Origin of the sequence: Methylopila henanensis (genome assembly GCF_042681025.1) — a bacterium.
GTDB classification, from domain to species: domain Bacteria; phylum Pseudomonadota; class Alphaproteobacteria; order Rhizobiales; family Methylopilaceae; genus Methylopila; species Methylopila henanensis.
In genome coordinates, this window is sequence record NZ_JBHUER010000010.1 from 437,767 (window position 1) to 461,371 (window position 23,605).

Sequence of the window (23,605 nt, forward strand, 5' to 3'; positions counted from 1 at the left end):
CCTCAGAGCGACGGGGAAGACTGGGAAAGCGGTTGGGACTGGACGGCTAGGTCCCGGCCGCGCGGGGACGCGTGGACGCCGAGCTGGGCGAGCAGCGTCTCGCGGACGCCGTGGCGCGAGGCGGCCGGGCCGAGGCGGACTTCATGCGCGATGGCACCGTCGCGCATCAGCAGGATGCGGTCGGCGAGCGCGATCGCCTCGTCGACGTCGTGGGTCACGAGCAGCACGCCGGGGCGGTGCAGCGCGATCAGGTCCTTGACGAGGTCGTGCATCTTCAGCCGCGTCAGCGCGTCGAGCGCCGCGAACGGCTCGTCGAGCAGCAGCAGCTCGGGCTCCTGCACCAGCGCGCGGGCGAGCGCGACGCGCTGCGCCTGCCCGCCGGAGAGGTTGCGCGGCCAGTCGTCGAGCCGGTCGCCGAGGCCGACCTCGGCGAGCGCCGCCGCGGCGCGCTCGCGCGCGCCCTGCTCGGGCTGGCCGAGCGACACGTTGCGCCACAGGCTGTCCCACGGCAGCAGCCGGTGCTCCTGGAACACCACCGCCGGCCGGCGGGGCGCGTCCACCTCGCCGCCGTCGATCGGGTCGAGGCCGGCGAGCGCGCGCAGCAGCGTGGTCTTGCCGCAGCCGCTCTCGCCGAGCAGCGCCACGAACTCGCCGCGGGCGATGACGAGGTCGAGCCCGTCGATGACGGTGCGCTCGCCATAGCGGCGCACCAGCTTGCGGACGACGACGGCGGGCTTAGCGCCCACGACGGCGAGGGTCATCGGCGGCCTCCCGCATAGTTCGGGTGCCAGGCGAGCAGCCGCTTCTCCAGCAGCCGCGCGATCGAATCCGACCCCGCGCCGATGAAGGCGTAGATCACGATCGTCAGGATGATCACGTCGGTGCGCAGGAACTCGCGAGCATCCATGGCGAGGAAGCCAAGTCCGGCCTGCGCGCCGACCGTCTCCGCCACCACCAGCGCGAGCCACGCGACCGCGAGCGCGTAGCGCACGCCGGTCAGGATCGAGGGCAGCGCGCCCGGCAGGATGATGCGCCGGATGGTCGCCCAGCCGGACAGGCCCTGCACGCGGGCGAGCTCCAGCAGCTTCGGATCGACCTGCCGGATGCCGAGGATGGTGTTGATGTAGATCGGGAAGGCGACGCCGAGCGAGACCAGGAAGATCTTCTGCGCCTCGCCGACGCCGAACCAGATGATGGTGAGCGGCAGCGCGGCGAGGAACGGCACCGCGCGGATCATCTGCACGCTGCGGTCGATGGCGGCCTCGGCGATCCGCGAGAAGCCGACCGCGACGCCGAGCGAGAACCCGATCGAGCCGCCGATGGCGAAGCCGGTCGCCGCCCGAGCCAAGCTGACGCCGAGATCGTGGAACAGGCTGCCCGACGCCGCGAGCTTCCAGGCGGTCTGCGCCACCTTGCTCGGCGCAGGCAGGATCTGCGGCGCGACGTAGCCCGAGCGGCAGAGCGCCTCCCAGGCGACGAGCAGGATCAGCGGCGCCGCCCAGGACAGGGCGAGCAGCGCGGGCGAGGCGGCGCGCTTCGCAGAGACCGGCGCGCGTCCGGCCGCGGCGGCCGCGGGCTGACCCGGGGATCGCGCGGGAGCGGCGCCGAAGGCGGCGGGATCGGCGAGGCTCATCGGGCCTCCGACAGGCGTTGGGACGGGGCCGCGGCGGGCGTCTTGCCGAGGCGCGGGAAGATCTCTTCGGCGAACCGGCGCTGCTCGGCGCGCAGCGGCTGGAACTGCAGCATGAACAGGCCGACGCCGGCGCGGTGGAACGCCGAGATGCGCTCGGCGATCTGGTCGTAGGAGCCGACGAGGCCCGCCGCGGTGCCGCCGTTGGTGCCGACGAAAGCCTGCTGCCGCGCCATGGTCTGGAACATGACGACCTTGGGATCGGTGTTGGCCTTCTGGACGGCCTTGGCCGGCTTGTCCTTCTCGGCGAGCGCGATCAGCCGGCGATGCTCGGCTTGCGCCTCGGCCTCGGTCTCGCGCGCGATGACGAAGGCCGAGAGCCCGAAGCGCAGCGGCGCGCCGGCGCGCGGCCGGGCCCGAAGATCGGCGATCAGAGCCTCGACCGAAGCCAGCGGCTGGCCGTTGATGAACCAGACGTCGCTGTGTTCGGCCGCGAGCGCGCGCGCCGGCTCCGACTCGCCGCCGAGATAGATGCGCGGCCGCGCCCGGAAGCGGCCCGCGGGCGACAGCTTGTAGTCCTCGATCGTGAAATGCTCGCCCCGGTGCGAGACGGTCTCGCCGCGGGTCAGCCGCTCCACGATCGACAGCCACTCGCGGCCATAGGCGTAGCGGTCGTCATGGTCGAGGAACGGGATGCCGGCCTTCTCGAATTCGGCGCGGTTCCAGGCGTTGATCAGGTTGATGGCGAAGCGCCCGCCGCTGATCTCCTCGATCTGCAGCGCCATCTTGGCGAGGACGACCGGGTGATAGAGCGCGGGTTTGATCGCCGTGATGATCTCGATCCGCCGCGTCAGGCCGGCGAGCGCCGCGGACGCCGTCCAGGCCTCGATCTGGTCGCGATCGGAGAAATGCGGGTTCACCGTGTGCTGCGCGACCAGCGTCGCGTCGTAGCCGAGCGCGTCCGCCTCGACGATCGCGTCGCGGTTATGGACCCACGAGGCGTCGTAGGGCTCCTGCGGATCATGGGCCGCGGCGCGCGGCCCGTGCACGGGCGCCCAGACGCCAAACTCGATTTCGGACATGAACGACGATCCCCTTGCGGTCGGCGCTCAGCTTATAAACTCTATGGATTAAGTAGCAATATTGTTCTGGCGTCCCAGATGCGGAAATTTGCGGCGGCGGCACGGTCCCCTTCCGGCGGGGCGGGGACGGACCGAGCATGGCCGCCATGAGTATAGTAATTTTATAGATTTAGTTTGACATAATCGTGAAGGCCTCGCAACGATCGCTCACCTGGTCGTCATCAGGACGCGCGAAACCGCGCCGCGACGCCGAGACCGGCTCCGGCCCCTTTCCCGGACGCGGGTCCGGGGCTTCGCCGCCGATGGTCGCCCGTCCTCGCCGCCGACCGCGCTCGAACAACGGGGCTCGTCATGTCGTCGTCTGACGTTACGTCTGGAACAACCGCTTCTTCCGCCAGCCTCGAGAGGCAGGAACGCTTGACGCGCATCGGAATCCTGGCGGCCCTCGCCGTCGTTGCGACGGCGGTCGCGGTCGGCCTCTGGCTCGCGCCGATCGACTGGGACGCGGCGCCCGCCGAGATCAGCGCGGGCCTCGCCTCGCGCGGCTTCTGGACCGCGGTCGCGGTCGGCTTGGTGGCGCAGATCGTCGACGGCGCGCTCGGCATGGCCTACGGCGTGACCTCCACCACCTTCCTGCTCTCCACGGGCGTGCCGCCGGCCGCGGCCTCCGCCTCGGTCCACATCGCCGAGATCTTCACCACCGGCTTCTCCGGCCTGTCGCACTGGAAGCTCGGCAACGTGAACGGCAGGCTGTTCCGCCGGCTGCTCATCCCGGGCGTCATCGGCGCGGTCGCCGGCGCCTATCTCGTCACGACGCTGGACGGCGACCTGCTGAAGCCGTGGATCTCGGCCTACCTGCTGCTGATCGGCCTCTACATCATCAGCAAGGCGTTCCGGGCCATCCGCATCCGCACCGAGCCGCCGACCTACGTCGCGCCGCTCGCCGTCACCGGCGGCTTCGTGGACGCGGTCGGCGGCGGCGGCTGGGGCCCGGTCGTCACCACCTCGCTGCTCGGCTCCGGCCAGGACCCGCGCACCACGATCGGCTCCGTCAACGCCGCGGAGTTCTTCCTCGCGATCGCGAGCGGCGCGTCCTTCGCGCTGCTCGGCGGCTTCACGCACTGGACCACCATCGCGGGCCTCGTGGTCGGCGGCCTGTTCGCGGCCCCCTTTGCGGCCCTGCTCGTGCGCAAGCTGCCGGCGCGCGTTCTGCTGATCATCGTCGGCGTGCTCATCACCTCGCTCAGCCTCTGGAACCTCTGGAAGGCCTTCGCCTGAGGCCAAAAGTCGGCCCGGCGTCCGGAACGCGGCGTTTGACACCCGTTCCGGACGCAATAGTGTCGAAGCGCACGTCGCCGGACCTTAGGCTCGCCAGACGCGAGACGTATGCGAGCGGTGCGCCCGAAGCCGTGGTCCGGGTGAAGGACCAACGGCCTCGATCCCAACTGTCGCCATACGCGGAGAGCGGACGCCATGGCCTCCGTCTCAAACCCCGCCGACCATGAAGCCGCCGAGTTCCAGCCCGTCCAGCGCGGGACCGCGGCGAGAATAGCCGCCGAAGCGGCGCCGGAGGCGCAGGGCGAAATCTCGGCCGAATACGTTCTGGCGACGATCCGGGACCACGTCGGCGGCGACATCGTCGCGACGATCTACACGCAGGAGGAGCTCGTCGCCGCGACCGCGGCGCTCGCCGACGGCCAGTTCGTCAATCTCGTGCGCGCGACCACCCTGCTGCAACCGCTCACCATCGGCGGCGACAGCGTGACGTTCCAGAGCCCGTACGGCGCGAACGGCCTGCTGGTTCTGGCCGACCACGTCCGCTCCTTCGCCCTGTCGGGCCCCTCCGGCCTCTCAGTCATGGGAAACGGGCTGAACAACGTCATCAACGGCGGCAACGGGAGCAACACGCTCAGCGGCCTTGGGGGAGACGACATCCTGCGGGGGTTGAACGGCTCCGACACGTTGCTTGGCGGCGAGAGGGCCGACAGGCTCGATGGGGGCGCCGGCGCAGACCGCATGGAAGGCGGCGCAGGCGACGACACTTATGTTGTCCAGGAACCCGGCGATCGGGTGATCGAGGCCGACGGCGAAGGGTTCGACACCGTCTACAGCTCCGTCAGCTTCTCGCTCGTCGGGCAGTCCATCGAACGTCTGATCCTGACCGCGACCGGAGCCAACCGGGATGACGGCACCGGCAACGACCTGGACAACATCATCATCGGCCATGTCGGAACGAACGTCATCGACGGCGGCGCCGGCGCCGACCGGATGGAGGGACGCGGCGGAAACGACACCTATTACGTCGACAATGCCGGCGACGTGGTGATCGAGGCGGACGGAGGCGGCGTCGACTCGGTTTACAGCTCGGTCAGCTTCTCGCTCGCAGGCCAGTTCATCGAGCGCCTGATCCTCACGGGCTCCGAGTCCATCAATGCGTTCGGCAACAGCCAGGCGAACGCCATCGCCGGCAACTCGGCGGCAAACGTCATCGACGGCCGCGGAGGCGCGGACCGGATGCAGGGCGGCGCCGGCGACGACACCTATTTCGTCGACGACGCCGGCGACGTCGTGATCGAGACGCAGGGCGCCGGCTTCGACACCGTCAACAGCTCGGTCAGCTTCTCGCTCGCGGGCCAGTTCATCGAGAAGCTCGCGCTGACCGGGAACGCCGCGATCAACGGAACCGGCAACAGCCAGGCCAACACGCTCGTCGGCAACGCCGCCGCCAACACGCTGAACGGCCTCGGCGGCGCCGACCGGCTCGACGGCGGCCGCGGCGTGGACATCCTCACCGGCGGCGACGGCGCCGACACCTTCGTCTTCTCGAGCGTGCTCGGGAGCGGCAACGTCGACCGCATCACCGACTTCGTCGTCGCCGACGACACGATCGAACTCGATCGCCGGGTATTCTCGCAGATCGAGCTCGGAACGCTGGCGGCCGGCGCGTTCACCACCGGAACCGCGGCGACCGAGGCCGACGACCGCATCATCTACCACGCCGCCACCGGGCAGCTGTTCTTTGACAAAGACGGCTCGGGCGACGCGGGCGCGATCCATTTCGCGACGCTCTCGCCCAACCTCGCCACGCTGTCGCATCTCGACTTCGTCGTGGTGGGCTGACACACCGGGCGCGACGTCGCCTCCGCTCGGGGCGGCTCCGCTTCGTCGAGGCCCGCCATGCTCCAGATCACGCCGAACCTCGCGGTCGACGAGGACGAGATCGAACTCGCCTTCGTGCGGGCCTCGGGGCCCGGCGGGCAGAACGTCAACAAGGTCGCGACCGCGGTGCAGTTGCGGTTCGACATCCGCCGCTCGCGCTCGCTCCCCAACGACGTGGCGATCCGGGCGATGAAGCTCGCCGGCGCGCGGCTGACCAATGACGGCGTGCTGGTGCTGACGGCGCAGTCGCACCGCACGCAAGGCGACAATCGCACGGAGGCGATCGAGCGGCTGACCGCCCTGCTGCGCGAGGCGGCGGAGAAGCCCAAGCCGCGCCGCGCCACCCGCCCGACGCTCGCCTCGAAGGAGCGCCGGCTCACGGGCAAGTCCAAACGCTCCGGCGTCAAGGCGATGCGCGGGCGCCCGGCGGCGGACTGACGGCCGGCTACTGCACGGCGCTTTCGGGTTCGGCGGCCACCGCCGCCGTGGCGCGGCTGTCGAGGGCGCGCAGCAGGACGTCGACGTAAGGCCGCGGCGCGAGCGTCACGTCGAGCAGGCCGCCGGTGTTGACCGTCGTGCGCTCCTTCGGAACGGACAGCGCGGTCTCCCAACCCCAGGTGTCGATCAGCGGGTACATGACGTGGCCGAGCATGGGCACGCCCTGCGCCATCGCCTGGGCCTGCTCCAGCAGCATCTGCGCGTGCCAGCGCGCGCCGTAGGCGTAGAACGGCGTGCCGGTCTCGCCGATGACGATCGGAAGCCGGTAGCGGTCGTAATAGGCCACGATCGCGCGGTAGAGCCCGGCGCGCTCGCCGGCCGCGACCTGCGCGGCGTAGAGCTGGGGCTCGGGCGAGAGCCGGTCGCCGCTCGTCCCGCGGTCCTCGTTGTGGGCGTAGTAGTCGACGCCGAACAGCGTGTCCGCGCGCATGGACTTGCCCGTGACGCGCTTCAGCTCCGCATGCGCATGCTGGAGCGTGGCGATCATCTCGGCCAGCCGGTCGCGGCGCCGGGCGCGTTCGCCCTCGCCGCCCGCGGCGCCGACATAGCGCGCGACCGCCCAGTCGAGCGAGGTGCGCTCGGCGGGCGGCGTCAGCGCCCAGCGCTTCGCCAGCGCCTCCGGCGGCGTGTTCGCGAGCGCGGCCGGATCGGCGTCGAACAGCCACGCCTTGCCGAGGATCAGGTCGCTCGGGAAGAAGCGCAGGAAGCGGTTGAACTCCGGGCGGCCGGGTTTGAACACCGCCGCCTCGGTGTGCATGTAGAGCGGCCGCCTGCCCTGCTCGGCCGCCTCGATCTCGATCGCGAGCCGGGCCTTCACCGCCGCGGTCGCGATGGCGAAGGCGCGCTCCACATAGACCACGTGATGGCGCGGATCGCCCCAGCCGGGATAGCCGCCGTGCCACATCTCGCTGTTGAAGCCGACCGTGGTCTCCGGCTCGTTGATCAGCGTCACCGCCTTCACGTCGCCGGCGTAGCGCCGGTAGGCCTCGCGCGCGAAGCGGGCGAAGTAGCCCGGCCATTCCGGATGCAGGTAGTAGCTGCGGGCGTGGTCGGTCCGCCCGTCGGCGGTCAGCGTGCGGAAGCGGTCCTCGACGCCGAAATGATGCAGGTCGAGGCTGAGGTTTACCCCGGCGCCGGCGAAATCCCGGATCAGCCCGTCATGCTCCGCCCAGCTCGCGGCGTCGTCGAGGTTGATGCGGTGGCCGGAGAGGCCGATCCGCAGGTTGAACACGCCCATCGCCTGCAGCTCGGCGATGGTCTTCGCGCGCCGGCCGGCGTCGAACAGGCCGGCGTCGTCGAGCGAATCCCAGCGGTAGCTTTCGTCGCGGGTCAGCGGATTGCCGGTCTCGATCCCGGCCCAGAGGTAGCTCGCCGCCGTGTTCGCGCCGATGGTGGCGTCGTAGAGCGCGATGGTCTCGTCGCTGACGCGCTTCTCCTCCGCGCTCGGAGTCCGCACGGGAAGCGGCTCGATCGCGAGCTTCACGGGCGCGTCGAACGGCTCGGCAGCGGGGTCGGCCGCGTCGAGGGCGATCTGGGCGCGCGACGCCCAGTCCTCGAGCCACGCGTTCCGCGCGGAGGCCGACGACGGCAGGACGAGCGCCGCCGCAAGGCCGCATGTCGCAAGGGCGACGGCTCCGGATCTGGCCATCGGCCCCCGTCGGTTTCTGGTTGATTCCCGCACGCCCGACTGTGGCCGCCGCCGATGCTGCGCCGCAACCCATAGGCGGCGCGGCTGGCGGTGATGTGATCGTCGGCTCATTCCCGTCGCTCAGACCGGGACGCGCACGACGGCCCTGAGGCCGCCGAGCGGGCTCGACTCCAGCGTGACGTCGCCGCCGTGGCTCCGGGCGATGTCGCGGGTGATGGCGAGGCCGAGGCCGGTGCCGCCATGGTCCTGATTGCGGGCCTGATCGAGCCGCAGGAACGGGCGGAACACCTCCTCGCGCTGCTCCAGCGGAATGCCCGGGCCGTCGTCGTCGACCCGGATCTCGAGCATGCGGCCGTCGTGGATCGCCTGGATCGCGATGCGCCGGGCGAAGCGCGTCGCGTTGGAGACCAGGTTGCCGACGCAGCGGCGGAACGCGTCCGGCCGCAGCACCGCGATCGGCTCGCCGTGGCTCTCGACCGTGACGGAGGCGCCCGCGGTCTCGCCGGCGCGGCGGAGATCGTCGAGCAGCGCCGGCACGTCGGTCGGCGCCGGCGCCTCGCCGGCGTCGCCGCGCACGAAGGCGAGATAGGCCTCCAGCATGCGCGACATCTCATCGACGTCGCGCGCCAGATCCTCGACCTCCGGCCCCTCGTCGAGCAGCGCGAGCTGCAGCCGGAACCGCGTTAGCATGGTGCGCAGGTCGTGGCTGACGCCCGCGAGCATGGTGGTGCGCTGCTCGATCTGGCGCTCGATGCGGTCGCGCATGTCGAGGAAGGCGCGGCCCGCCTCGCGCACCTCGCGGGCGCCGCGCACCTTGAAGTCCGGGCTCGCGCGGCCCTTGCCGAAGCTCTCCGCCGCCTCGGCCAGCGCCAGGATCGGCTTGATCTGGTTGCGCAGGAACAGGATCGCGACGCCGATCAGCACCAGCGAGGCCCCGACCATCCAGACCAGGAAGATGTGGCTGTTCGAGGCGTAGGTCTGGCTGCGGCGTGCGAGCACCTTCATCACGCCGTCGTCGAGCGCGACGCGGATCTCGACATAGTTCGAGCGCCCGACCGTATCGATCCAGAACGGCCGCTTGAGATCGTCCGCGAGCTCGTTCGACAGCTCCTCGTCGATGATCGAGAAGAACGGCCGCGGCCGCGGCGGCGGCAGGGCGCGGTCCGGCAGGAACTCCACCTGCAGCGACAGGTGCTCGCGCGCGATGCGGGCGACGACGGCGTCGTTCTCGGGCGTCGGGTTCGCCGCGTGCAGCGCGACCAGCGCGGCGACGTCGGCGCTCACCGCCGAGGACAGGCGCTGGGTCACCAGCTCGTAGTGCCGCTCCATGAACACGAACACCAGCACGCCCTGCAGCAGCACCATCGGCGCCACGATGATCAGCAGCGAGCGGGTGTAGAGGCCCTTCGGCAGCAGCCGACGCAGCCAGTGCTCCGTGGGCGCGGCCGGTTCGGTCATTCGTCCGTCAGCAGACGGTAGCCTAGGCCGCGCACCGTCTGGAGCAGGATGGGCGCCGTCGGGTCGACCTCGATCTTGCGCCGCAGCCGGGTGACGACGACGTCGACCGCCCGGTCGCCGGGAGCGGCGTCGTCGCCGGCGAGCGCGGAGCGCGGCACGGTCTGACCGGGGCGCTCGGCGAGGGCCGCGAGCAGGTCGCGCTCGCGGTCGGTCAGGCGGATCACCTCGTCGCCGCGCTTCAGCTCGCCGCGGCCGCGGTGGAAGGCGTAGCCGCCGAACCGCACCTCGGGCGCGGAGGCGGAGGCCCCCGACGCGCCCGCGCGGCGCAGGATGCCGCCGACACGCAGCAGCAGCTCGCGCGGGTCGAACGGCTTCGGCAGGTAGTCGTCGGCCCCGGTCTCGAGCCCGGCGATGCGGTCCTCGGCGTCGGAGCGCGCGGTCAGCATCAGGATCGGCACGCTGGAGCGGGCGCGGATGGCGCGGGCGAGATCGAGCCCGCTCTCGCCCGGCATCATCACGTCGAGCACCAGCAGGTCGAAGGCGAGCGCGTCGAGCTTCTGGCGCGCCTCGGCGGCGTCGGAGGCGACCGTGACGCGATAGCCCTTGCCCGACAGGAACTTGTGCAGCAGCGTGCGGATGCGCGCGTCGTCGTCGACCACGAGCAGATGGGCGGCGTCGTCGCTCAGCGCTTTCGCCGTCCCCTGGTCAAGCGGCACGCGCTGTCAGCCCAGCCCGCCGCGCGGCCGCCCGAGAGCGACGAGCTGGCGAACCTGCTCACGCTCCGCGGGATCGACCATCGCGAACAGGAACCGCCGGGCCGCGTCGCCGGCCTCCGGGCCGCTGAGTTCGATCGCGCGGCCGATGCGCTCGCTCTGGATGTGGGCGAGCCTGAGCGCGAGAGCGTCGCCGCGCTCGGTCACGAACAGCAGCCGCTGGCGACGGTCGGACGCGCCCTCGCGCTGGACCACGAAGCCCTGGTCGACCAGCTCCCGCAGCACGCGCCCGAGGCTCTGCTTGGTGATCTTGAGGATGTCGAGCAGGTCGGCGACGCGCAACCCTGGATTGCGGTCCACGAAATGCAGCACGCGATGGTGCGCGCGGCCGAAGCCGAAGCCCGCGAGCTCCTCGTCGACGTCGCGCACGAAGTCGCGATAGGCGAAGAACAGCAGCTCCATCAGGTCGTAAGGCGGCGCGTCGGGGTCCGGCTGGATGGGCGGGGCCTCGGAGCGGCCCCGCGAGGCGGGGCGCCCGGCGATTACGTCAGCCATGTTGACTTATCCGTGCCGTTTCATTACACGAAGGCCGCTGCAGGCGACACGAACTTGCCGAGAGGCCCCGCCTGCCGCACAGATCATTGCGCGACCGCGCCTGAAGGTCGATCGCGCACGAAGATTACCCACTCCGGGCGGCGGACGCAAAACGCCGATGGAGCGGAGAAGCGCTTGACCCCGGGCCTGTTTCAGGCGCACGCACGGGCGACGCGCGAGCGAGATCAGGACGCCAAGGCGACGCGGCCGCATCCGCCGGCCCGCCGCCGACCTTCGAGGAGCATCATCATGGCCGACGCCCAACCCTTCGACCAACGCGAAGGCGTCATCTGGTTCGACGGCGCCTTCGTGCCGTGGGCCGACGCCAAGGTGCACGTGCTGACCCACGCGCTGCATTACGCGAGCGCCGTGTTCGAGGGCGAGCGCGCCTATGGCGGCCGCATCTTCAAGATGCGCGAGCACAACCAGCGGCTGATCGACAGCGCGCGGCTGCTCGACTTCGAGATCCCCTACTCCGTCGAGGAGATCGACCGGGCCTGCGAGGAGACGCTGGCGCGCCAGGGCTTCGTCGACGCCTATGTCCGCCCGATCGCGTGGCGCGGCAGCGAGATGATGGGCGTCGCCGCCCAGAACAACACCATCCATCTCGCGATCGCCGTGTGGCAGTGGCCGAGCTATTTCGACCCGGCGCAGCGGCTCAAGGGCATCCGGCTCGACATGGCGCAGTGGCGCCGTCCCGACCCGAAGACCGCGCCTTCCAAGGCGAAGGCCACCGGCCTCTACATGATCTGCACCATGTCGAAACACGCGGCGGAGCGGCGGGGCTACGCCGACGCGCTGATGCTCGACTGGCGCGGCCAGGTCGCGGAATGCACCGGCGCCAACATCTTCTTCGTGAAGGACGGCAAGCTGCACACGCCGACGCCGGACTGCTTCCTCGACGGCATCACCCGTCGCACCGTCATCGACCTTGCGCGCAAGCGCGGCGTCGAGGTGGTCGAGCGCGCGATCCTGCCGGAGGAACTGGCGGGCTTCGAGCAGTGCTTCATCTGCGGCACGGCGGCCGAGGTCACCCCGGTCTCCGAGATCGCCGAGCACCGCTTCGTCGTCGGCGAGCTGACGCAGGCGCTGATGAACGACTATCAGGCGGTGGTGCAGCCCGCCGAGGCCGCCGTCGCAGCGGCCTGAGGAGGTAGCGGTAGTTTCGCCGTCCGGCGCCATGAGGCCCGGACGGCGACGGACGCGAAGCGGCGCTCAGTGGGCGCGGGTGGCGTCGTAGGACGGAGTCTGGGCGCGGAAGGCGTCGAGCCACTCCACCAGCCGCGGATGGTCGGCGCGCCAGCGCCCCTCGAAGCGCAGGTCGAGATAGCCGAGCGCGCAGGCGACGGCGATCGAGCCCACGTCGACGCGGGCCGGCGGCGGTGCCTGTTCGAGCGCCGCCAGCGCGCGGGCGACCTTGCCCGCCTGATTGTCCAGCCACTTCTGGGAGCGCTCGCCCTCGGCGCGCAGGCGCGTCTCGTAGATCTGCAGAAGCGCGGCGTCCATCAGCCCGTCGGCTAGCGCCTGCAGGCGCAGCGCCGCGAAGCGCTCCGACGGATCGGCGGGGATGATCCTGCCGCCGCCCGCGAGATGATCGAGATATTCGAGGATGACGGGGCTGTCGAACAGCGTGGCGCCGCTGTCGAACTCGAGCGTCGGAATCTTGCCGAGCGGGTTGATCTGGCGGATCGGATCGGCCGGGTCGGAGGTGTCGGTCATCACGATCGTCAGGCGATCGGACAGGCCGAGCACGGCGGCGGCGATCTTGACCTTACGGCCGAACGGCGACGGCGGCGAGGAACGGAGTGTCAGCATGGCGGCTCCCGATGGCGCGCCGCGGCCCGCGACCGCGGCGGCGGCCGGACGCGCGACGCCGACAGCCGCTGCTTAGCGTGGCCTTCGCCATCCGCCAACCGGCCGGCGGCCTCGCGCCGCCACGGCCGGCGGCCGTCCGCGCCCCGCCGCGTGCAGGGCGCGGGAGACGCGGTCAGCCCGGAATGAGGTTGACCGCTTTCGGACCCTTGCCCTTGCGGTCCGGCTCGACGTCGAACGACACGCGCTGGCCCTCGGCCAGGTTCGACAGGCCCGACCGCGTCACGGCCGACACATGCACGAAGATGTCATTGCCGCCGTCGTCCGGCTTGATGAAGCCGTAGCCCTTCTCCGCGTTGAAGAATTTGACCGTCCCGCTTTGCGCCATGTGGGCGCCCCCTTGCCATTCCCGTTGCACCCGACGCCCAGCCCACGTGGCGCCCCCCGCACGTTCTCCGGCCGCTGTTCCGGCGATCGCGCATCGTGTCTGATTTGGTAACTTTTGGGTCGTGTCGATGGCAAGGCGAAAAGATGGCGCGTCCCGCGGCCGCCCCGCGCCCAAGCGTCTCATGGGATTTCTACGGAGCGAGCGTCTCGACCGCGGCCCGCGCGCCCGCGCTTTGAGCGAGCGCCGCCGCGAGATCAGGCAGCCCGGAACGCAGTTCGTCGGCGAGCGTCCAGGGCGGGTTCGCGATCACGAGGCCCGAGCCGGACAGAAGGCGGGGATCGGACGGCTCGCGCACCATGAGCTCGACGCGCAGGAGCTTGCCGACGCCCGCGGCGATCAGCGGCCCGGTCAGCTCCCGGATCGCGGCCGGGTCCTTGACCGGATACCACAGCGCGTAGACGCCGGTCGGCCAGACCCGATGGGCGGCGAGAAAGCGCTCGGCCATGCGGGCGAGCTCGCCCGGCTGCTCGAAGGGCGGGTCGACCAGCACCAGCCCGCGCCGCTCCCGCGGCGGCAGCCATGCGCCGAGCGCGGTCCAGCCGTCGATCTCGACCACCTTGGCCCGCTCGTCGCGGCCGAGCGCGGCGGCGAGCGACTGCCGATCCTTCGGGTGAAGCTCGCAGAGCCGCAGCCGGTCGTCCTGCCGCGCCAGCCGGCGGACGATCTCCGGCGAGCCGGGATAGCGCGTCAGCGCGCCGTCCGGCGTCTGGAACTCCGCGAGCACGGCCCGCCAGGGCGCGAGCAGCGTCTCGGCCGCCGCCCCGAGCCGGCGGCCGACGAGGCGGCCGACGCCGTTGCGCCACTCGCCGGTCCGCTCCGCCTCGCCGCCGGCGAGGTCGTAGACGCCGACGCCGGCGTGGGTGTCGAGATAGCTCCAGGGCGCGGACTTCGCGTTGAGATAGTCGACGATCCGCGCCAGCACGACGTGCTTGAGCACGTCGGCGAAATTGCCGGCGTGGAACGCGTGCCGGTAGTTCACGCCTCGCCGTCGCCGGCGGGGGGCAACATCACGACGAAGTCCTTCTCGCAGGGCTCAAGGACGGCCCAGACGCCGGTGAAGCCGGGCTCGATCACGATCGCGGCGCCGGGGCCGTACTCCTGCGCCTCGCCGCCGTCCGGCGTCAGCACGCAGCGGCCGCTGCGCAGCCGGCACCACTCCCATTCGTCATAGGCCACGCGCCACGCGCCCGGCGTCGCCGCCCAGACGCCCGCGAACAGCCGCCCGTCCGGCGCCTCGTAATGCACCGTAGTGCGGAAGCGCGGCTCGCCCTCCACCACGAGCTCCGGCGGCGGCGCGCTGTCCTCGAACGGCGCGGTCGGCCCGCCGAGCCGGTGCAGACGCATGGCGGGTTCGACGTCGGGCTCGGTCATTCGCGGGTCTCTCTCATGGGCGGCAGCACAAGCTCGCTCGCGCGGCAGGCGCGGCGATCGACTTCGGCGCAGGGGCGGAACGACAGGTCGCGCTTCATGCAGACGCGGACCTCGCGCAGGTTGCGTCGGTTGCAGTCGACCGCGATCATGCTAGGGGCGAGGCCGGGATTGGCGGCGATGAATGCGCGCTCGACCTCGGCCGGCGACGTGACGAGCGGCCGGTCGAGCCCGCGGTAGATCTCCGGCACGACCACGCGCTCATAGGCGCGGCGGGTGAGCGCGAAGAACGCCTCCGGCCCGAGCCCGGAGCAGGTCCCATGCTTGCGCCACTGGTGCCGCACCAGGCCGGGGCTCGGCATGACGTCGAGCATGGAATCCACCACGGCCCGGCTCGGGAAGCCGCCGGCGCGGCAGTCCGACGGGAAGCCGCGCTCGTATTGCGGCCACAGCCCGTGCGCCACGAAGCCGAACGGGCGCGGTCCGGCGCACTGCGGGCCCTCCGCGCGCCGGCCGGCGGAGGCGCAGTAGGTCGGCGACCAGGACAGCGACAGCACGTAGAAATCGAAGTCGCCAGGGCGGTCCTGGGCGAGCGACGGCGACGGCGCGAAAGCGGCGAGCAGCAGCATCCACGCCAGGACGGCGCGAAGGCCAGACCTCACGGGCGGGCCATCTTGCAGTCCGGCGCGTAGGCGAGATTGCGGTCGAGGCCGGTGACGCACCAGTTCACGCCCCACCCCACGCCCGCGAAGGCGAAGCCCTCGCCGATCTCGTAATAGACCGACCGCCTGCGGCCGTCGGTGGTGACGACGCGCGCGGCGCAGAAGCGGCGCGGGATGAACTCCGGCCCCCAGCTCCGATAACCGATTTCGCGCGTTTGGCCGAACCCTGCGAACTCGAGCGACGAGCCCCAGTAGCTCCGCTCACGCGAGGCGAAACGGCCCGCTATATGACCGAGCACGCGCTCGTCGCCGCAGGCCGGCAGCGCGCCGGTGTAGCCGCGGAACACCGTCTGGCGCGACTCGTAGCGAGCATAGTCTGCCGCCGAGGCGGCGGAGCCGGCCGCAACCACGGCCACGAAAGCAAGAACGAACTGCAGCGCGCGCATGCGCACGATCTCCGGACGCGACGACAGCAGGACCATCGAGCGGCGGGGGCGTCAAATCAAGTGCTTGAGCGCCATATGGTTACGCGGACGCCCTCCGCGGCGGACCGCCGTCGCAAGACCGTCGCGACGCCGCGCCACCCTCGGCGCGGCGCGCCCGCTACAGGAGACCACGCACCGAATGCAGCGCTTTCCTTCCGCGCGGGACGCGGCCCTCGCGCTCCGACCGGACCGTCCGGTCTACGCCTTCGACCGCCGCGCGCTCGTCGAGGACGCCCGCGCCTTCCTCGACGCCTTCCGGGGAACCACGGCCTATGCGGTGAAGACCAACGGCGAGCCCTTCGTGCTGGAGGCGCTGGCCGAGGCGGGCGTGTCGGCCTTCGACGTGGCGAGCCCGGCCGAGTTCGCGGCGGCGCGCGCGGCCGCGCCGGAGGCCGCGCTCTACTACATGCACCCGGTCAAGGCCCAGTCGGACATCCGGCTCGCGCTCGAAGGCTACGGCGTGCGGGCGATCGCGCTCGACCACGACGACGAGGTCGCCAAGATTCTGCGCGTGGTGCGCGCGCTCGACCTCGCGCCCGAGGACTTCACATTGTTCGTGCGGCTCGCCACCAAGGGCCACGCCGCCTACGAGCTGTCGAAGAAGTTCGGCGCGGCGCCCGCCCATGCGGTCGAGCTCGTCCGCCGCATCGACCGGATCGGCTTCCGCGTCGGGCTGACCTTCCACGTGGGCAGCCAGGTCGAGGACCTGGAATCCTACGAGCGCGCGATCGCGACCGCGGCCTGGGTGAAGGGACGCGCCGGCGTCCCGATCGCGGCGCTCGACGTCGGCGGCGGCTTCCCGGCCCGCTACGGCCACGACCGCAAGCGCCCGGCGGCCCCGGCCCCCGCGGTCGGCGCGCTGATCGCGCGGGTGCAGGACGAGGTCGACGAGTGGGGGCTCGGCGACCTGCCGCTGATCGCCGAACCCGGCCGGGTGATCGTGGCGCGCTGCCTGACGGTGGTGGTGCGGGTGCTGCTCAAGAAGGGCCAGCGGCTCTACATCAACGACGGCATATGGAGCTCGCTGTCCGACAGCTGGACCGGCAAGATCACCCTGCCCGCGCGGCTGATCCCCGACCCGGCCCGCCGCCGGGCGCGCCGCGCCGCCGCGCCGAAGCTCGCGCCGTTCCGGGTCTGCGGCGCGACCTGCGACTCGGTCGACATCCTGTCGCGGCCGTTCTGGCTGCCCGACGACGTCGACACCGGCGACTGGATCGAGATCGGCCACATCGGCGCCTACAGCCTCGCGCTGCGCACCCGCTTCAACGGCTTCTACCCGGACGACTTCGTCGCGGTCGACGCCGCCTTCGAGGAGGGCGAAGGCCCGGAGGGCTACGCCACGCTGGAATCGCGCGCCAGCGGCTGACGCCCGGCGTCACCGCTCGCCGCGGAACACGATCGGGAACCGTCCGGGCTCGCCGACGCCGTCGCACTCCTCCTTGGCGCGGTACTCGACCATGCGGAACGCGGCGCCGCCCCACTCCCATGCGCCGACCGTGCCGCAGTCGCCCGCGGCCCGGCCCTTCTCGAAGGCGGTGAGCTGCTTCTTCGCCGGGTCGTAGGCGACGTTCGACAGACTGTCGACGCCGGTCCAGCCGAGCGACTCGACGAAGGCCGCGAACAGCAGCGGCTCGAACCGGTCCGCCGCCTGCGACGGGTCCTCCAGGAACAGCACGAACTCGACATTGTAGGCGCCCGAGGCGCAGACGATCGCCCACAGCGTACGCCCGGAGCCGAGATCGGCGGCGAAGCTCTCGTCGGCGAGGAAGGACGGATCGTTCTCCGTGCGGTCCCACACCGGGCAATCGCGCTCGACCATGATCGTGCGCAGCCGCGCCGGGATCGCCTCGCGGGTGACGTCGCGCACCTGGCCGGACAGCGCCGCGGGCGTCGAGCCCCCGATCAGGGCGCTCAGCGCCTCCGGCTTGTCGGCGCGCGCCTGCGCGCGGTCGACCTCGGCGAAGGCGCCCTGCAGGCCCGGCAGCGGGACCTCGACCGCGATCTTGTCGTCAGCCTCGCCGGTCACCTCGACCGACAGCACCCGTCCGCGCCGCATGAAGGGAAGCAGCCGCCGCGTCGCGCCTTCGGACAGGCGGATCTCCACATTCGCGGCGTCCGGGCCGGGCGTGACGGCGAGATCGGCGCCCGGCGCGAGCCGGACGGGGGTGCCGCCGTCGACCGCGAGCGCCAGCCGCGGACGCGGCAGCGGCGTGGCCGGCCCCTCGAGCACGATCCGCAGCCGCGGCTGCGCCTCCTTCGCGCCGGCCCGCGTCACGATCAGGCTCACATGCTTCGCGCCGGCCGCCGGCAGCGCCGCCGAACCCACACTGCATTCGGGCGCCGCCCCCTCCCCGCAGGTCACCGTCCAGGCTTCGAACCGCACCGCGGCGACGCCGGCCGCCGCGGTCGCGACGACGCAGAGGACGGCGAGGACAAGACGCATGGGCGGGTTCTCCTGAGACGGCCAGAGCGGGCGGCGGGACGTGGCGATCACGGACGCGTCACGCGGAATTGAGCGTCCCTCGCCGCGGCGAGGCAACGACCAGCCTCCCCAAGCGTTGTGCGTGGGGAGATGGGCGAACGCAACGCCACAGACGCGCCTTGTCGCGCGCGACAGCAAGGACATTAGCATGAGAAAGACGCTCACCCTGGCCGTGGCGGCCGTGATCGGCCTCACCGGCGTGCTGACGGGACCGGAAACCGCCTCCGCGCAGGCCGGAACGACGAAAAGCGCGCCGCCGCCGGCCTCGCTCGACCAGGTCCGGGGTCAGGCCCTCGCCGCGCTCGCGTCCGGCGACGTCGAGAACGTCCGCGACCGCCGCTGGCGGGGCGACCGGCGCTGGCGCGGCGACCGAGGCTGGCGCGGCGGCCGGCATTACCGTGACCGCCGCTATTACGGCGGGCGGCGCTACTACAGGGACCGGCGCTATTACGGCGCCCGCCGCTATTACCGGGACCGGCGCGATCGCGGCGGGTACCTGGCGGCCGGAGCGCTCGGCCTCGCGGCCGGCGCGATCATCGCGGGGTCGGCGGCAAATAACCGCGCCTACGCGCGAGGCGACAGCTATTGCGCGCGTCGGTTCCGCTCGTACAATCCGAACACTGGCACGTACACGGCCTATGATGGACGCCAGGTGGCTTGTCCGTAACTTAGGCTGCTTCGTTCTTCGCCCCGCCCCCGGCGCGCGCCCCGCGCCGGGGGCTTTTTTCATGCGCGGAACCAGCGCGCGGCCCGGACGTTTCCGTCACAGACAGAAACGGAACGGGAACGCCATGACCGAACGCAGCACGCCGCAGGACCGCACCGACGAACGCCGCGCCGCCGACCCGGACGCGCCGACGCCCGGCGGGCCCGTCCACGCGACCGACGCCAATCCGAAGACCGCGCCGGTGGGCAACGCCGAGAAGGACCCCGCTGACTGGGTGTCCGGCGACGAGCCCATGACAGGGGCGCAGGCCTCCTACCTCAAGACGCTGTCGGAGGAGACCGGGGTCGCGTACAAGCCCGACCTCACCAAGGCCGAGGCGTCGACGCTGATCGACGAGCTCAAGAACGCGCGGAACGCCAAGCGGTGATCTGAAGGGCGCAATCCGGTCAGAACCGGTAGTTCAGCCCGAGCCTGACCTGGCCGCCGTCGGGATTGAAGCCGACCGCTTGGCCGACGTCGAACGAGCGGCGATCGAGATCCACGTAGATGAACTCGGCCCGCGCGGTCAGCGCGCCGAACAGATGGGTCTCCACGCCGGCGCCGATGGTCCAGCCGGTGTGGAGTTCGCTGTCGCGCGCGCCGTCGCGGGCGTAGTCGGCGGAGGCGAAGGCGGCGCCGGCGGCGCCATAGACGACGAAACGGTCGAAGGCGTAGCCGACGCGGGCGCGGATGGTGCCGAACAGGTCGATGCCGTACCGGCCGCCCTCGCGCCGTCCGTCGACGCCGCCGCCGGAGAGGTCGCCCTCGACCCCGACGATGACGTCGTCGAAGCGCCAGTCGTAGCCGACCGACGCGCCGATCAGCGGTCCCGCCTCGCCGATGCGGCCGTAGCCGCCGATGGCGCCGACGCGAAAGCCCGTCCAGTCGAAGGCCTCGTCCGCTCCGGTCACGTCGACCGCTTGCGCCGGCGAGGCCAGCGCCGCGCCGAGGGAAAACAGAAGCGTGCCGAGGAGACGATGCATGCGGGGCGTCGATCCGGGGAGCGCGAAACGGGCGCGGGCCTCAGGCCTGCGAGACTGGAAAACTAACGCAGGACACGGCTCGATCAGGTTAACGGAACGTAGCCGCGATCAGAAAAATCCCGCGCAGTAAACAAATCCTTAATGCCGGATTCGCGCGCGACGAAAAACCCCGCGGCTCGCGCCGCGGGGTTTTGACGAGGTTCTGGGTCGGGCCCGAAGGCGCCCGACATGGGATCACCAGGCCGAGCCGAACTTGTAGGCGACGCCGCCCATCACGCGGTTCTCGGTGACGTCGGTCTTCTCGCGCGAACCGCCGATCCGGTACTTGTCCGTGCCGTAGTCGGTGTAGCGGTACTCGAGGCGGGCGGTGACGTTGTCGGTCACGGCGCTTTCGACGCCGGCGCCGACGGTGTAGCCGACGGCGGTCTTGTCGTCGCTGCCGCGGTCCGCGCCGATCCGGCCGGTGACCTTCTGGCCGCTGTAGGCCACGCCGGCCGCGCCATAGGCGAGGTAGCGATCATAGGCGTAGCCGACCTTGGCGCGGGTCGCGCCCGACCACTGCTGCTCGTTGCGAATGCGCGTGGCGGCGGTCACCTTGCGGTCGGAACCGTCGTTGTAGTTGATGTCGGTCTCGACGCCGACGACGACCGGCGAGCCGTCAAACTGGTGGTTGTAGCCGGCGTAGCCGCCGACGATCGCGCCGCTCGGCTTGGTGTCGCGGCCCTGGCGGTTGTCGGCCTTGGCCCAGCCGTAGCCGGCCTGGGCGCCGACATAGGCGCCGGACCAGGTGAACCCGGTCGCGGGGGCGGCGTATTCGCCGACCGGGGTTTCGTAGGGAAGGTCGGCGGCGAGCGCGGGCGCGGCGCCGAGCGCTGCGACGGACGCGGCGATGACGATGGAACGGATCATGGGGCAGCCTCGATACTCGACATACGACCGGGCGAGGGAATCCGGCCGAAACGCGACAGGGAACACATGGTGGTGCGGACGCCGTTTCGTCGCCGGGAGGCGAGAGGGCGTTGGGCCGAAACTAGCCGCCAATCCTTAGCGAGTCGTGAAGGTTATCGGGACATGAAGCGAACGGACGAAACGCCGCGGATTTTTTTGTCAAAGCTTTGATCGGACAGGGCTTCCCGCCGTCCACCCGCAGCGTGGCGGCGAGACGAAAAAAGCCCCGCGGCGAGGCCGCGGGGCTTATCTCCAGACCTGTCCGGCGGGCGAAGGCCCGCCGTCCGGGATCAGAACGGCGAGTTGAACTTGTAGGCGACGCCGCCCATGACGCGGTGCTCGGTGTAGTCGGAACGGATGCCGCGGCCGATGTCGAACCGATCCTTGCCGTAGTCGTTGTAGCGGTACTCGGCGCGGACCGAGATGTTGTCCGCCGCGGCGTACTCGACGCCGCCGCCGACCGTCCAGCCGACCGCGGTCTTGGTGTCGCGGCCGAGGCCACGGACGCGGAGCTCACGATCCGCATAGGCCACGCCGGCCGCGCCGTAGACCAGGAAGCGGTCGAAGGCGTAGCCGAGGCGGGCGCGGGTCGCGCCGTTCCACTCGCTCTCGGTGCGGGCGCGGCGGCGGCTGCCGTCGGCGTCGCTGTAGTTGAAGTCCGTCTCGATGCCGATCACGACCGGCGAGTTGTCGAACTGGTAGTTGTAACCGGCGTAGCCGCCGATCGTGAAGCCGTCCTTGTTGGTGCGGGCGGCCGAACCCCAGCCGTAGCCGGCCTGAACGCCGATGTACGGGCCGGTCCAGGTGAACGAAGGCACCGGCGCGATCGCCGGAGCCGGCTCTTCATACGCCGGCAGATCAGCCGCCATCGCGGCGGGAACCATGGCGGCGAAAGCTGCCGCGGAGGCGGCGCCGAGAAGGATACGACGGATCATGATGGTAACCTCAACTTACTGTGTTCGCTCCGGATCAATTCGGAGCATCTGCCCTCTATATAACGCAGGCCCGACTCAAATTGTGTAGCAACAATGCAACGCAACCGAGTCATTCAGCGCCCACGCACGCAGTCCAGCCCGAAAACATTTCTGCGTTTACACCCCCTTAGACGGTAAAATACCTTCCAAGAGGTTACTCACCAGCGGCGATCTCAATCACCAGCCGCTGGAGAATTTGTATCCGACGCCCAGCATCACGCGATTTTCAGTCAGATCAGACCTGACCCGACTGCCTGCGACGCTGAAGCTGTCCGTCCCGAAATCCGAATAGCGGTACTCGACCCGCGCCGTGACGTTGTCGCTGAGCGCCGCCTCGACGCCGCCGCCGATCGTCCAGCCGACCGCGACGGTGTCGTCCGAGCCGCTCGCGCCGCCGGGCGCTGTCGCCCGCGCCTTCACCTCGTGATCGGCGAAGGCGAGGCCGCCCGCGCCGTAGACCAAGAAGCGGTCGAAAGCGTAGCCGACCCGGGCGCGCACGGCGCCGGTGAAGCCCACGTCGTTGCCGATCCGGGTGTCGGGAGCGCCGGTGAACCCGCGCGTGCCGCGCCGGGCGTCGCCGTCGGTGTAGTTGATGTCGGCCTCGACGCCGAGCACCAGCGGGGAATTGTCGAGCTGGTGATTGTACCCGGCGTAGGCGCCGACGGTGAACCCGTCCGGCGACGAGCCCGGCTTGAAGCCGTTCACGCGGTTGTCAGCGTCGAACCAGCCATAGCCGGCCTGCAGGCCGAGATAGGGACCGGACCATGTGAAGGAGGGAACGGGCGCCGCGACGGCGGGCGCCGCCTCATAGGCGGGAATGTCGGCGGCGAAAGCTGCGCCGCCCCAGAGGGCAAGCGCGGCAGCCCCCCCGAAGAGCGTCGCTCGCTTCATTTCGTTCGACTCCTACGCGTCTCACCGCCCATTGGCGCTGAAGGACCCCCGCGTCGATAGCGCTGAAACGCGCCATTCGCCATTTGGTTCCATCCACGTTCCCGAGTAGCGCCGAATACCGGTATGATCGGGCTTTGGGGCCGTTTGCGTACGCGAATGTGGCGGGCCACTGACCGAAATAAGGTCAGCGACTGCGTTGCAGTTGGGCAACTCTCGGCTCTCGTACCATGAAAATCATCGATCGAACAACTCAGGTGACGCCGCATGCCGGCTGAGGTTCGGCGGCCGGGCGCCGCGCTTGTGACAGGAGGCGGCCGCAGAATTGGCGCCGAAATCGCGCGCGCCGTCGCGCGCCGGGGCCAAGCGGTCGCGGTGCACCATCTCCGCTCCTCCGCCGAGGCCGAAGGAGTGGCTGATGAGATCCGGCGGGCGGGCGGCGCGGCGAGCGCCGTCGCGGCGGATCTCGCGACGGCGGACGGTCCCGCCGCGCTGGTCGCCCACGCCGCCGCCACGGTCGGCCCGCTCACCACGCTCGTGAACAACGCGTCGATCTTCGAGCATGACGGGATCGGCGCGCTCGACGCCGACCTCTGGGGCCGGCAGATGGCCGTGAACCTGCGCGCGCCCGTCTTCCTGATCGAGGCGTTCGCAGCGCAACTACCGCCGGGGGCGCAGGCCTGCGTCGTCAACATCATCGACCAGCGCGCGCTGCGCCCGACGGCCGACTTCCTGTCCTACACGCTCGCGAAATGCGCGCTGCTGACCGCGACGGAGACGCTGGCGAAGGCGCTCGCGCCGCGCATCCGGGTGGTCGCCGTCGGCCCCGGCCCGACCTTGCCGAACGGCTGGCAGGACGCCGACGCCTTCGCGCGCCAGCAGGCGTCGACCCCGCTCGCGCGCGGCCCCTCCCCCGCCGAGATCGCCGAGGCCGTGGTCTATCTGCTCGGCGCCGAAAACGTGACCGGCGTCATGATCCCGGTCGACGGCGGCCAGCATCTCGTCGGCCCGGCGGACGACGGCGGACCCTCCCTCGCGGAATCGGCCCGCGGCGCTTAAGTTGCGGG

At 71.1% G+C, this 23,605-nt stretch carries 26 protein-coding genes; 8 read left to right on the forward strand and 18 right to left on the reverse strand.

What is annotated here, in order from left to right; all coding sequences use genetic code 11:
- Nucleotides 1–2: 2 nt before the first annotated feature.
- From ACFSCV_RS15175 to ACFSCV_RS15185, 3 genes are read right to left on the reverse strand one after another with little or no spacing between them, the layout of a single operon-like run.
- On the reverse strand, nucleotides 3–761 hold the full coding sequence (locus ACFSCV_RS15175; RefSeq protein ID WP_378800409.1) for an ABC transporter ATP-binding protein: 759 nt from the start codon (nucleotides 759–761) through the stop codon (nucleotides 3–5).
- Entirely contained in the window at nucleotides 758–1,633 is an 876-nt protein-coding gene (locus ACFSCV_RS15180) for an ABC transporter permease subunit (RefSeq protein WP_378800410.1), read from the reverse strand. The genes ACFSCV_RS15175 and ACFSCV_RS15180 overlap by 4 nt, the downstream gene beginning before the upstream one ends.
- Nucleotides 1,630–2,712, reverse strand: a complete 1,083-nt coding sequence (locus ACFSCV_RS15185) for an LLM class flavin-dependent oxidoreductase (RefSeq protein ID WP_378800411.1) — start codon at nucleotides 2,710–2,712, stop codon at nucleotides 1,630–1,632. Before ACFSCV_RS15185 ends, ACFSCV_RS15180 begins: the two co-directional genes overlap by 4 nt.
- A 351-nt stretch (nucleotides 2,713–3,063) precedes the next feature.
- On the opposite strand from ACFSCV_RS15185, the gene ACFSCV_RS15190 reads away from it, so the two are divergent.
- From ACFSCV_RS15190 to arfB, 3 genes are all read left to right on the forward strand, one after another.
- The gene (locus ACFSCV_RS15190; RefSeq protein ID WP_378800412.1) at nucleotides 3,064–3,990 is read left to right on the forward strand and encodes a sulfite exporter TauE/SafE family protein; all 927 of its coding nucleotides are present in this window, start codon (nucleotides 3,064–3,066) and stop codon (nucleotides 3,988–3,990) included.
- Nucleotides 3,991–4,185: 195 nt separating this feature from the next.
- Nucleotides 4,186–5,832 (forward strand): calcium-binding protein, encoded by a 1,647-nt coding sequence (locus ACFSCV_RS15195; RefSeq protein ID WP_378800413.1) that lies wholly within the window; start codon nucleotides 4,186–4,188, stop codon nucleotides 5,830–5,832.
- Between the two features lie 57 nt (nucleotides 5,833–5,889).
- Nucleotides 5,890–6,309 (forward strand): alternative ribosome rescue aminoacyl-tRNA hydrolase ArfB, encoded by a 420-nt coding sequence (arfB, locus tag ACFSCV_RS15200; RefSeq protein ID WP_378800414.1) that lies wholly within the window; start codon nucleotides 5,890–5,892, stop codon nucleotides 6,307–6,309.
- Between the two features lie 7 nt (nucleotides 6,310–6,316).
- On the opposite strand, the gene ACFSCV_RS15205 is transcribed toward arfB, so the two are convergent.
- The 4 genes from ACFSCV_RS15205 to ACFSCV_RS15220 all read right to left on the reverse strand — a co-directional run bounded on the left by ACFSCV_RS15205 (nucleotide 6,317) and on the right by ACFSCV_RS15220 (nucleotide 10,743).
- Nucleotides 6,317–8,017: a hypothetical protein gene (locus tag ACFSCV_RS15205; protein WP_378800415.1), complete on the reverse strand. Its 1,701-nt coding sequence runs from the start codon at nucleotides 8,015–8,017 to the stop codon at nucleotides 6,317–6,319.
- A 120-nt stretch (nucleotides 8,018–8,137) separates the two neighbouring features.
- Nucleotides 8,138–9,475 carry an ATP-binding protein gene (locus ACFSCV_RS15210; RefSeq protein WP_378800416.1) on the reverse strand — a complete coding sequence of 446 codons (1,338 nt, stop codon included), beginning with the start codon at nucleotides 9,473–9,475 and terminating at the stop codon, nucleotides 8,138–8,140.
- Entirely contained in the window at nucleotides 9,472–10,191 is a 720-nt protein-coding gene (locus tag ACFSCV_RS15215) for a response regulator (RefSeq protein WP_378800417.1), read from the reverse strand. Before ACFSCV_RS15215 ends, ACFSCV_RS15210 begins: the two co-directional genes overlap by 4 nt.
- A 6-nt stretch (nucleotides 10,192–10,197) precedes the next feature.
- Nucleotides 10,198–10,743, reverse strand: coding sequence for a MarR family winged helix-turn-helix transcriptional regulator (locus tag ACFSCV_RS15220; protein WP_378800418.1), 546 nt, complete (start codon nucleotides 10,741–10,743; stop codon nucleotides 10,198–10,200).
- Between the two features lie 288 nt (nucleotides 10,744–11,031).
- On the opposite strand from ACFSCV_RS15220, the gene ACFSCV_RS15225 reads away from it, so the two are divergent.
- On the forward strand, nucleotides 11,032–11,931 hold the full coding sequence (locus ACFSCV_RS15225) for a branched-chain amino acid aminotransferase (protein WP_378800419.1): 900 nt from the start codon (nucleotides 11,032–11,034) through the stop codon (nucleotides 11,929–11,931).
- 66 nt (nucleotides 11,932–11,997) lie between these two features.
- Here ACFSCV_RS15225 and ACFSCV_RS15230 read toward each other — a convergent pair whose 3' ends face one another.
- The 6 genes from ACFSCV_RS15230 to ACFSCV_RS15255 all read right to left on the reverse strand — a co-directional run bounded on the left by ACFSCV_RS15230 (nucleotide 11,998) and on the right by ACFSCV_RS15255 (nucleotide 15,518).
- A complete protein-coding gene (locus tag ACFSCV_RS15230; RefSeq protein WP_378800420.1) occupies nucleotides 11,998–12,597 on the reverse strand; it encodes a glutathione S-transferase family protein in 600 nt (199 codons plus the stop codon).
- 172 nt (nucleotides 12,598–12,769) lie between these two features.
- Nucleotides 12,770–12,982: a cold-shock protein gene (locus ACFSCV_RS15235; protein WP_271199212.1), complete on the reverse strand. Its 213-nt coding sequence runs from the start codon at nucleotides 12,980–12,982 to the stop codon at nucleotides 12,770–12,772.
- A gap of 190 nt (nucleotides 12,983–13,172) precedes the next feature.
- Entirely contained in the window at nucleotides 13,173–14,021 is an 849-nt protein-coding gene (locus tag ACFSCV_RS15240; RefSeq protein WP_378800421.1) for a 23S rRNA (adenine(2030)-N(6))-methyltransferase RlmJ, read from the reverse strand.
- A complete protein-coding gene (locus ACFSCV_RS15245; protein WP_378800422.1) occupies nucleotides 14,018–14,413 on the reverse strand; it encodes a cupin domain-containing protein in 396 nt (131 codons plus the stop codon). Before ACFSCV_RS15245 ends, ACFSCV_RS15240 begins: the two co-directional genes overlap by 4 nt.
- Nucleotides 14,410–15,072, reverse strand: a complete 663-nt coding sequence (locus ACFSCV_RS15250; RefSeq protein ID WP_378800423.1) for a ribonuclease T2 family protein — start codon at nucleotides 15,070–15,072, stop codon at nucleotides 14,410–14,412. Before ACFSCV_RS15250 ends, ACFSCV_RS15245 begins: the two co-directional genes overlap by 4 nt.
- Entirely contained in the window at nucleotides 15,069–15,518 is a 450-nt protein-coding gene (locus ACFSCV_RS15255; protein WP_378800424.1) for a hypothetical protein, read from the reverse strand. The genes ACFSCV_RS15250 and ACFSCV_RS15255 overlap by 4 nt, the downstream gene beginning before the upstream one ends.
- Nucleotides 15,519–15,696: 178 nt before the next feature.
- On the opposite strand from ACFSCV_RS15255, the gene ACFSCV_RS15260 reads away from it, so the two are divergent.
- Entirely contained in the window at nucleotides 15,697–16,923 is a 1,227-nt protein-coding gene (locus ACFSCV_RS15260; protein ID WP_378800425.1) for a type III PLP-dependent enzyme domain-containing protein, read from the forward strand.
- A 9-nt stretch (nucleotides 16,924–16,932) separates the two neighbouring features.
- Here ACFSCV_RS15260 and ACFSCV_RS15265 read toward each other — a convergent pair whose 3' ends face one another.
- Nucleotides 16,933–18,000: a DUF1176 domain-containing protein gene (locus ACFSCV_RS15265; RefSeq protein WP_378800426.1), complete on the reverse strand. Its 1,068-nt coding sequence runs from the start codon at nucleotides 17,998–18,000 to the stop codon at nucleotides 16,933–16,935.
- A gap of 187 nt (nucleotides 18,001–18,187) precedes the next feature.
- Between ACFSCV_RS15265 and ACFSCV_RS15270 the strand changes: the two genes are divergently transcribed.
- Together ACFSCV_RS15270 and ACFSCV_RS15275 are read left to right on the forward strand one after the other, a co-directional pair.
- Nucleotides 18,188–18,706: a BA14K family protein gene (locus ACFSCV_RS15270; protein WP_378800427.1), complete on the forward strand. Its 519-nt coding sequence runs from the start codon at nucleotides 18,188–18,190 to the stop codon at nucleotides 18,704–18,706.
- Nucleotides 18,707–18,830: 124 nt separating this feature from the next.
- Entirely contained in the window at nucleotides 18,831–19,133 is a 303-nt protein-coding gene (locus ACFSCV_RS15275; protein WP_378800428.1) for a DUF3072 domain-containing protein, read from the forward strand.
- Nucleotides 19,134–19,152: 19 nt separating this feature from the next.
- On the opposite strand, the gene ACFSCV_RS15280 is transcribed toward ACFSCV_RS15275, so the two are convergent.
- The 4 genes from ACFSCV_RS15280 to ACFSCV_RS15295 all read right to left on the reverse strand — a co-directional run bounded on the left by ACFSCV_RS15280 (nucleotide 19,153) and on the right by ACFSCV_RS15295 (nucleotide 22,541).
- Entirely contained in the window at nucleotides 19,153–19,728 is a 576-nt protein-coding gene (locus ACFSCV_RS15280) for an outer membrane protein (protein WP_378800429.1), read from the reverse strand.
- A gap of 234 nt (nucleotides 19,729–19,962) precedes the next feature.
- On the reverse strand, nucleotides 19,963–20,637 hold the full coding sequence (locus tag ACFSCV_RS15285) for an outer membrane protein (RefSeq protein ID WP_378800430.1): 675 nt from the start codon (nucleotides 20,635–20,637) through the stop codon (nucleotides 19,963–19,965).
- Nucleotides 20,638–20,966: 329 nt separating this feature from the next.
- A complete protein-coding gene (locus ACFSCV_RS15290; protein WP_378800431.1) occupies nucleotides 20,967–21,611 on the reverse strand; it encodes an outer membrane protein in 645 nt (214 codons plus the stop codon).
- A gap of 216 nt (nucleotides 21,612–21,827) precedes the next feature.
- Complete coding sequence (locus ACFSCV_RS15295) at nucleotides 21,828–22,541, reverse strand: outer membrane protein (RefSeq protein ID WP_378800432.1); 714 nt, start codon at nucleotides 22,539–22,541, stop codon at nucleotides 21,828–21,830.
- A 264-nt stretch (nucleotides 22,542–22,805) separates the two neighbouring features.
- Between ACFSCV_RS15295 and ACFSCV_RS15300 the strand changes: the two genes are divergently transcribed.
- A complete protein-coding gene (locus ACFSCV_RS15300) occupies nucleotides 22,806–23,597 on the forward strand; it encodes an SDR family oxidoreductase (protein WP_378800433.1) in 792 nt (263 codons plus the stop codon).
- Nucleotides 23,598–23,605 lie beyond the last annotated feature (8 nt).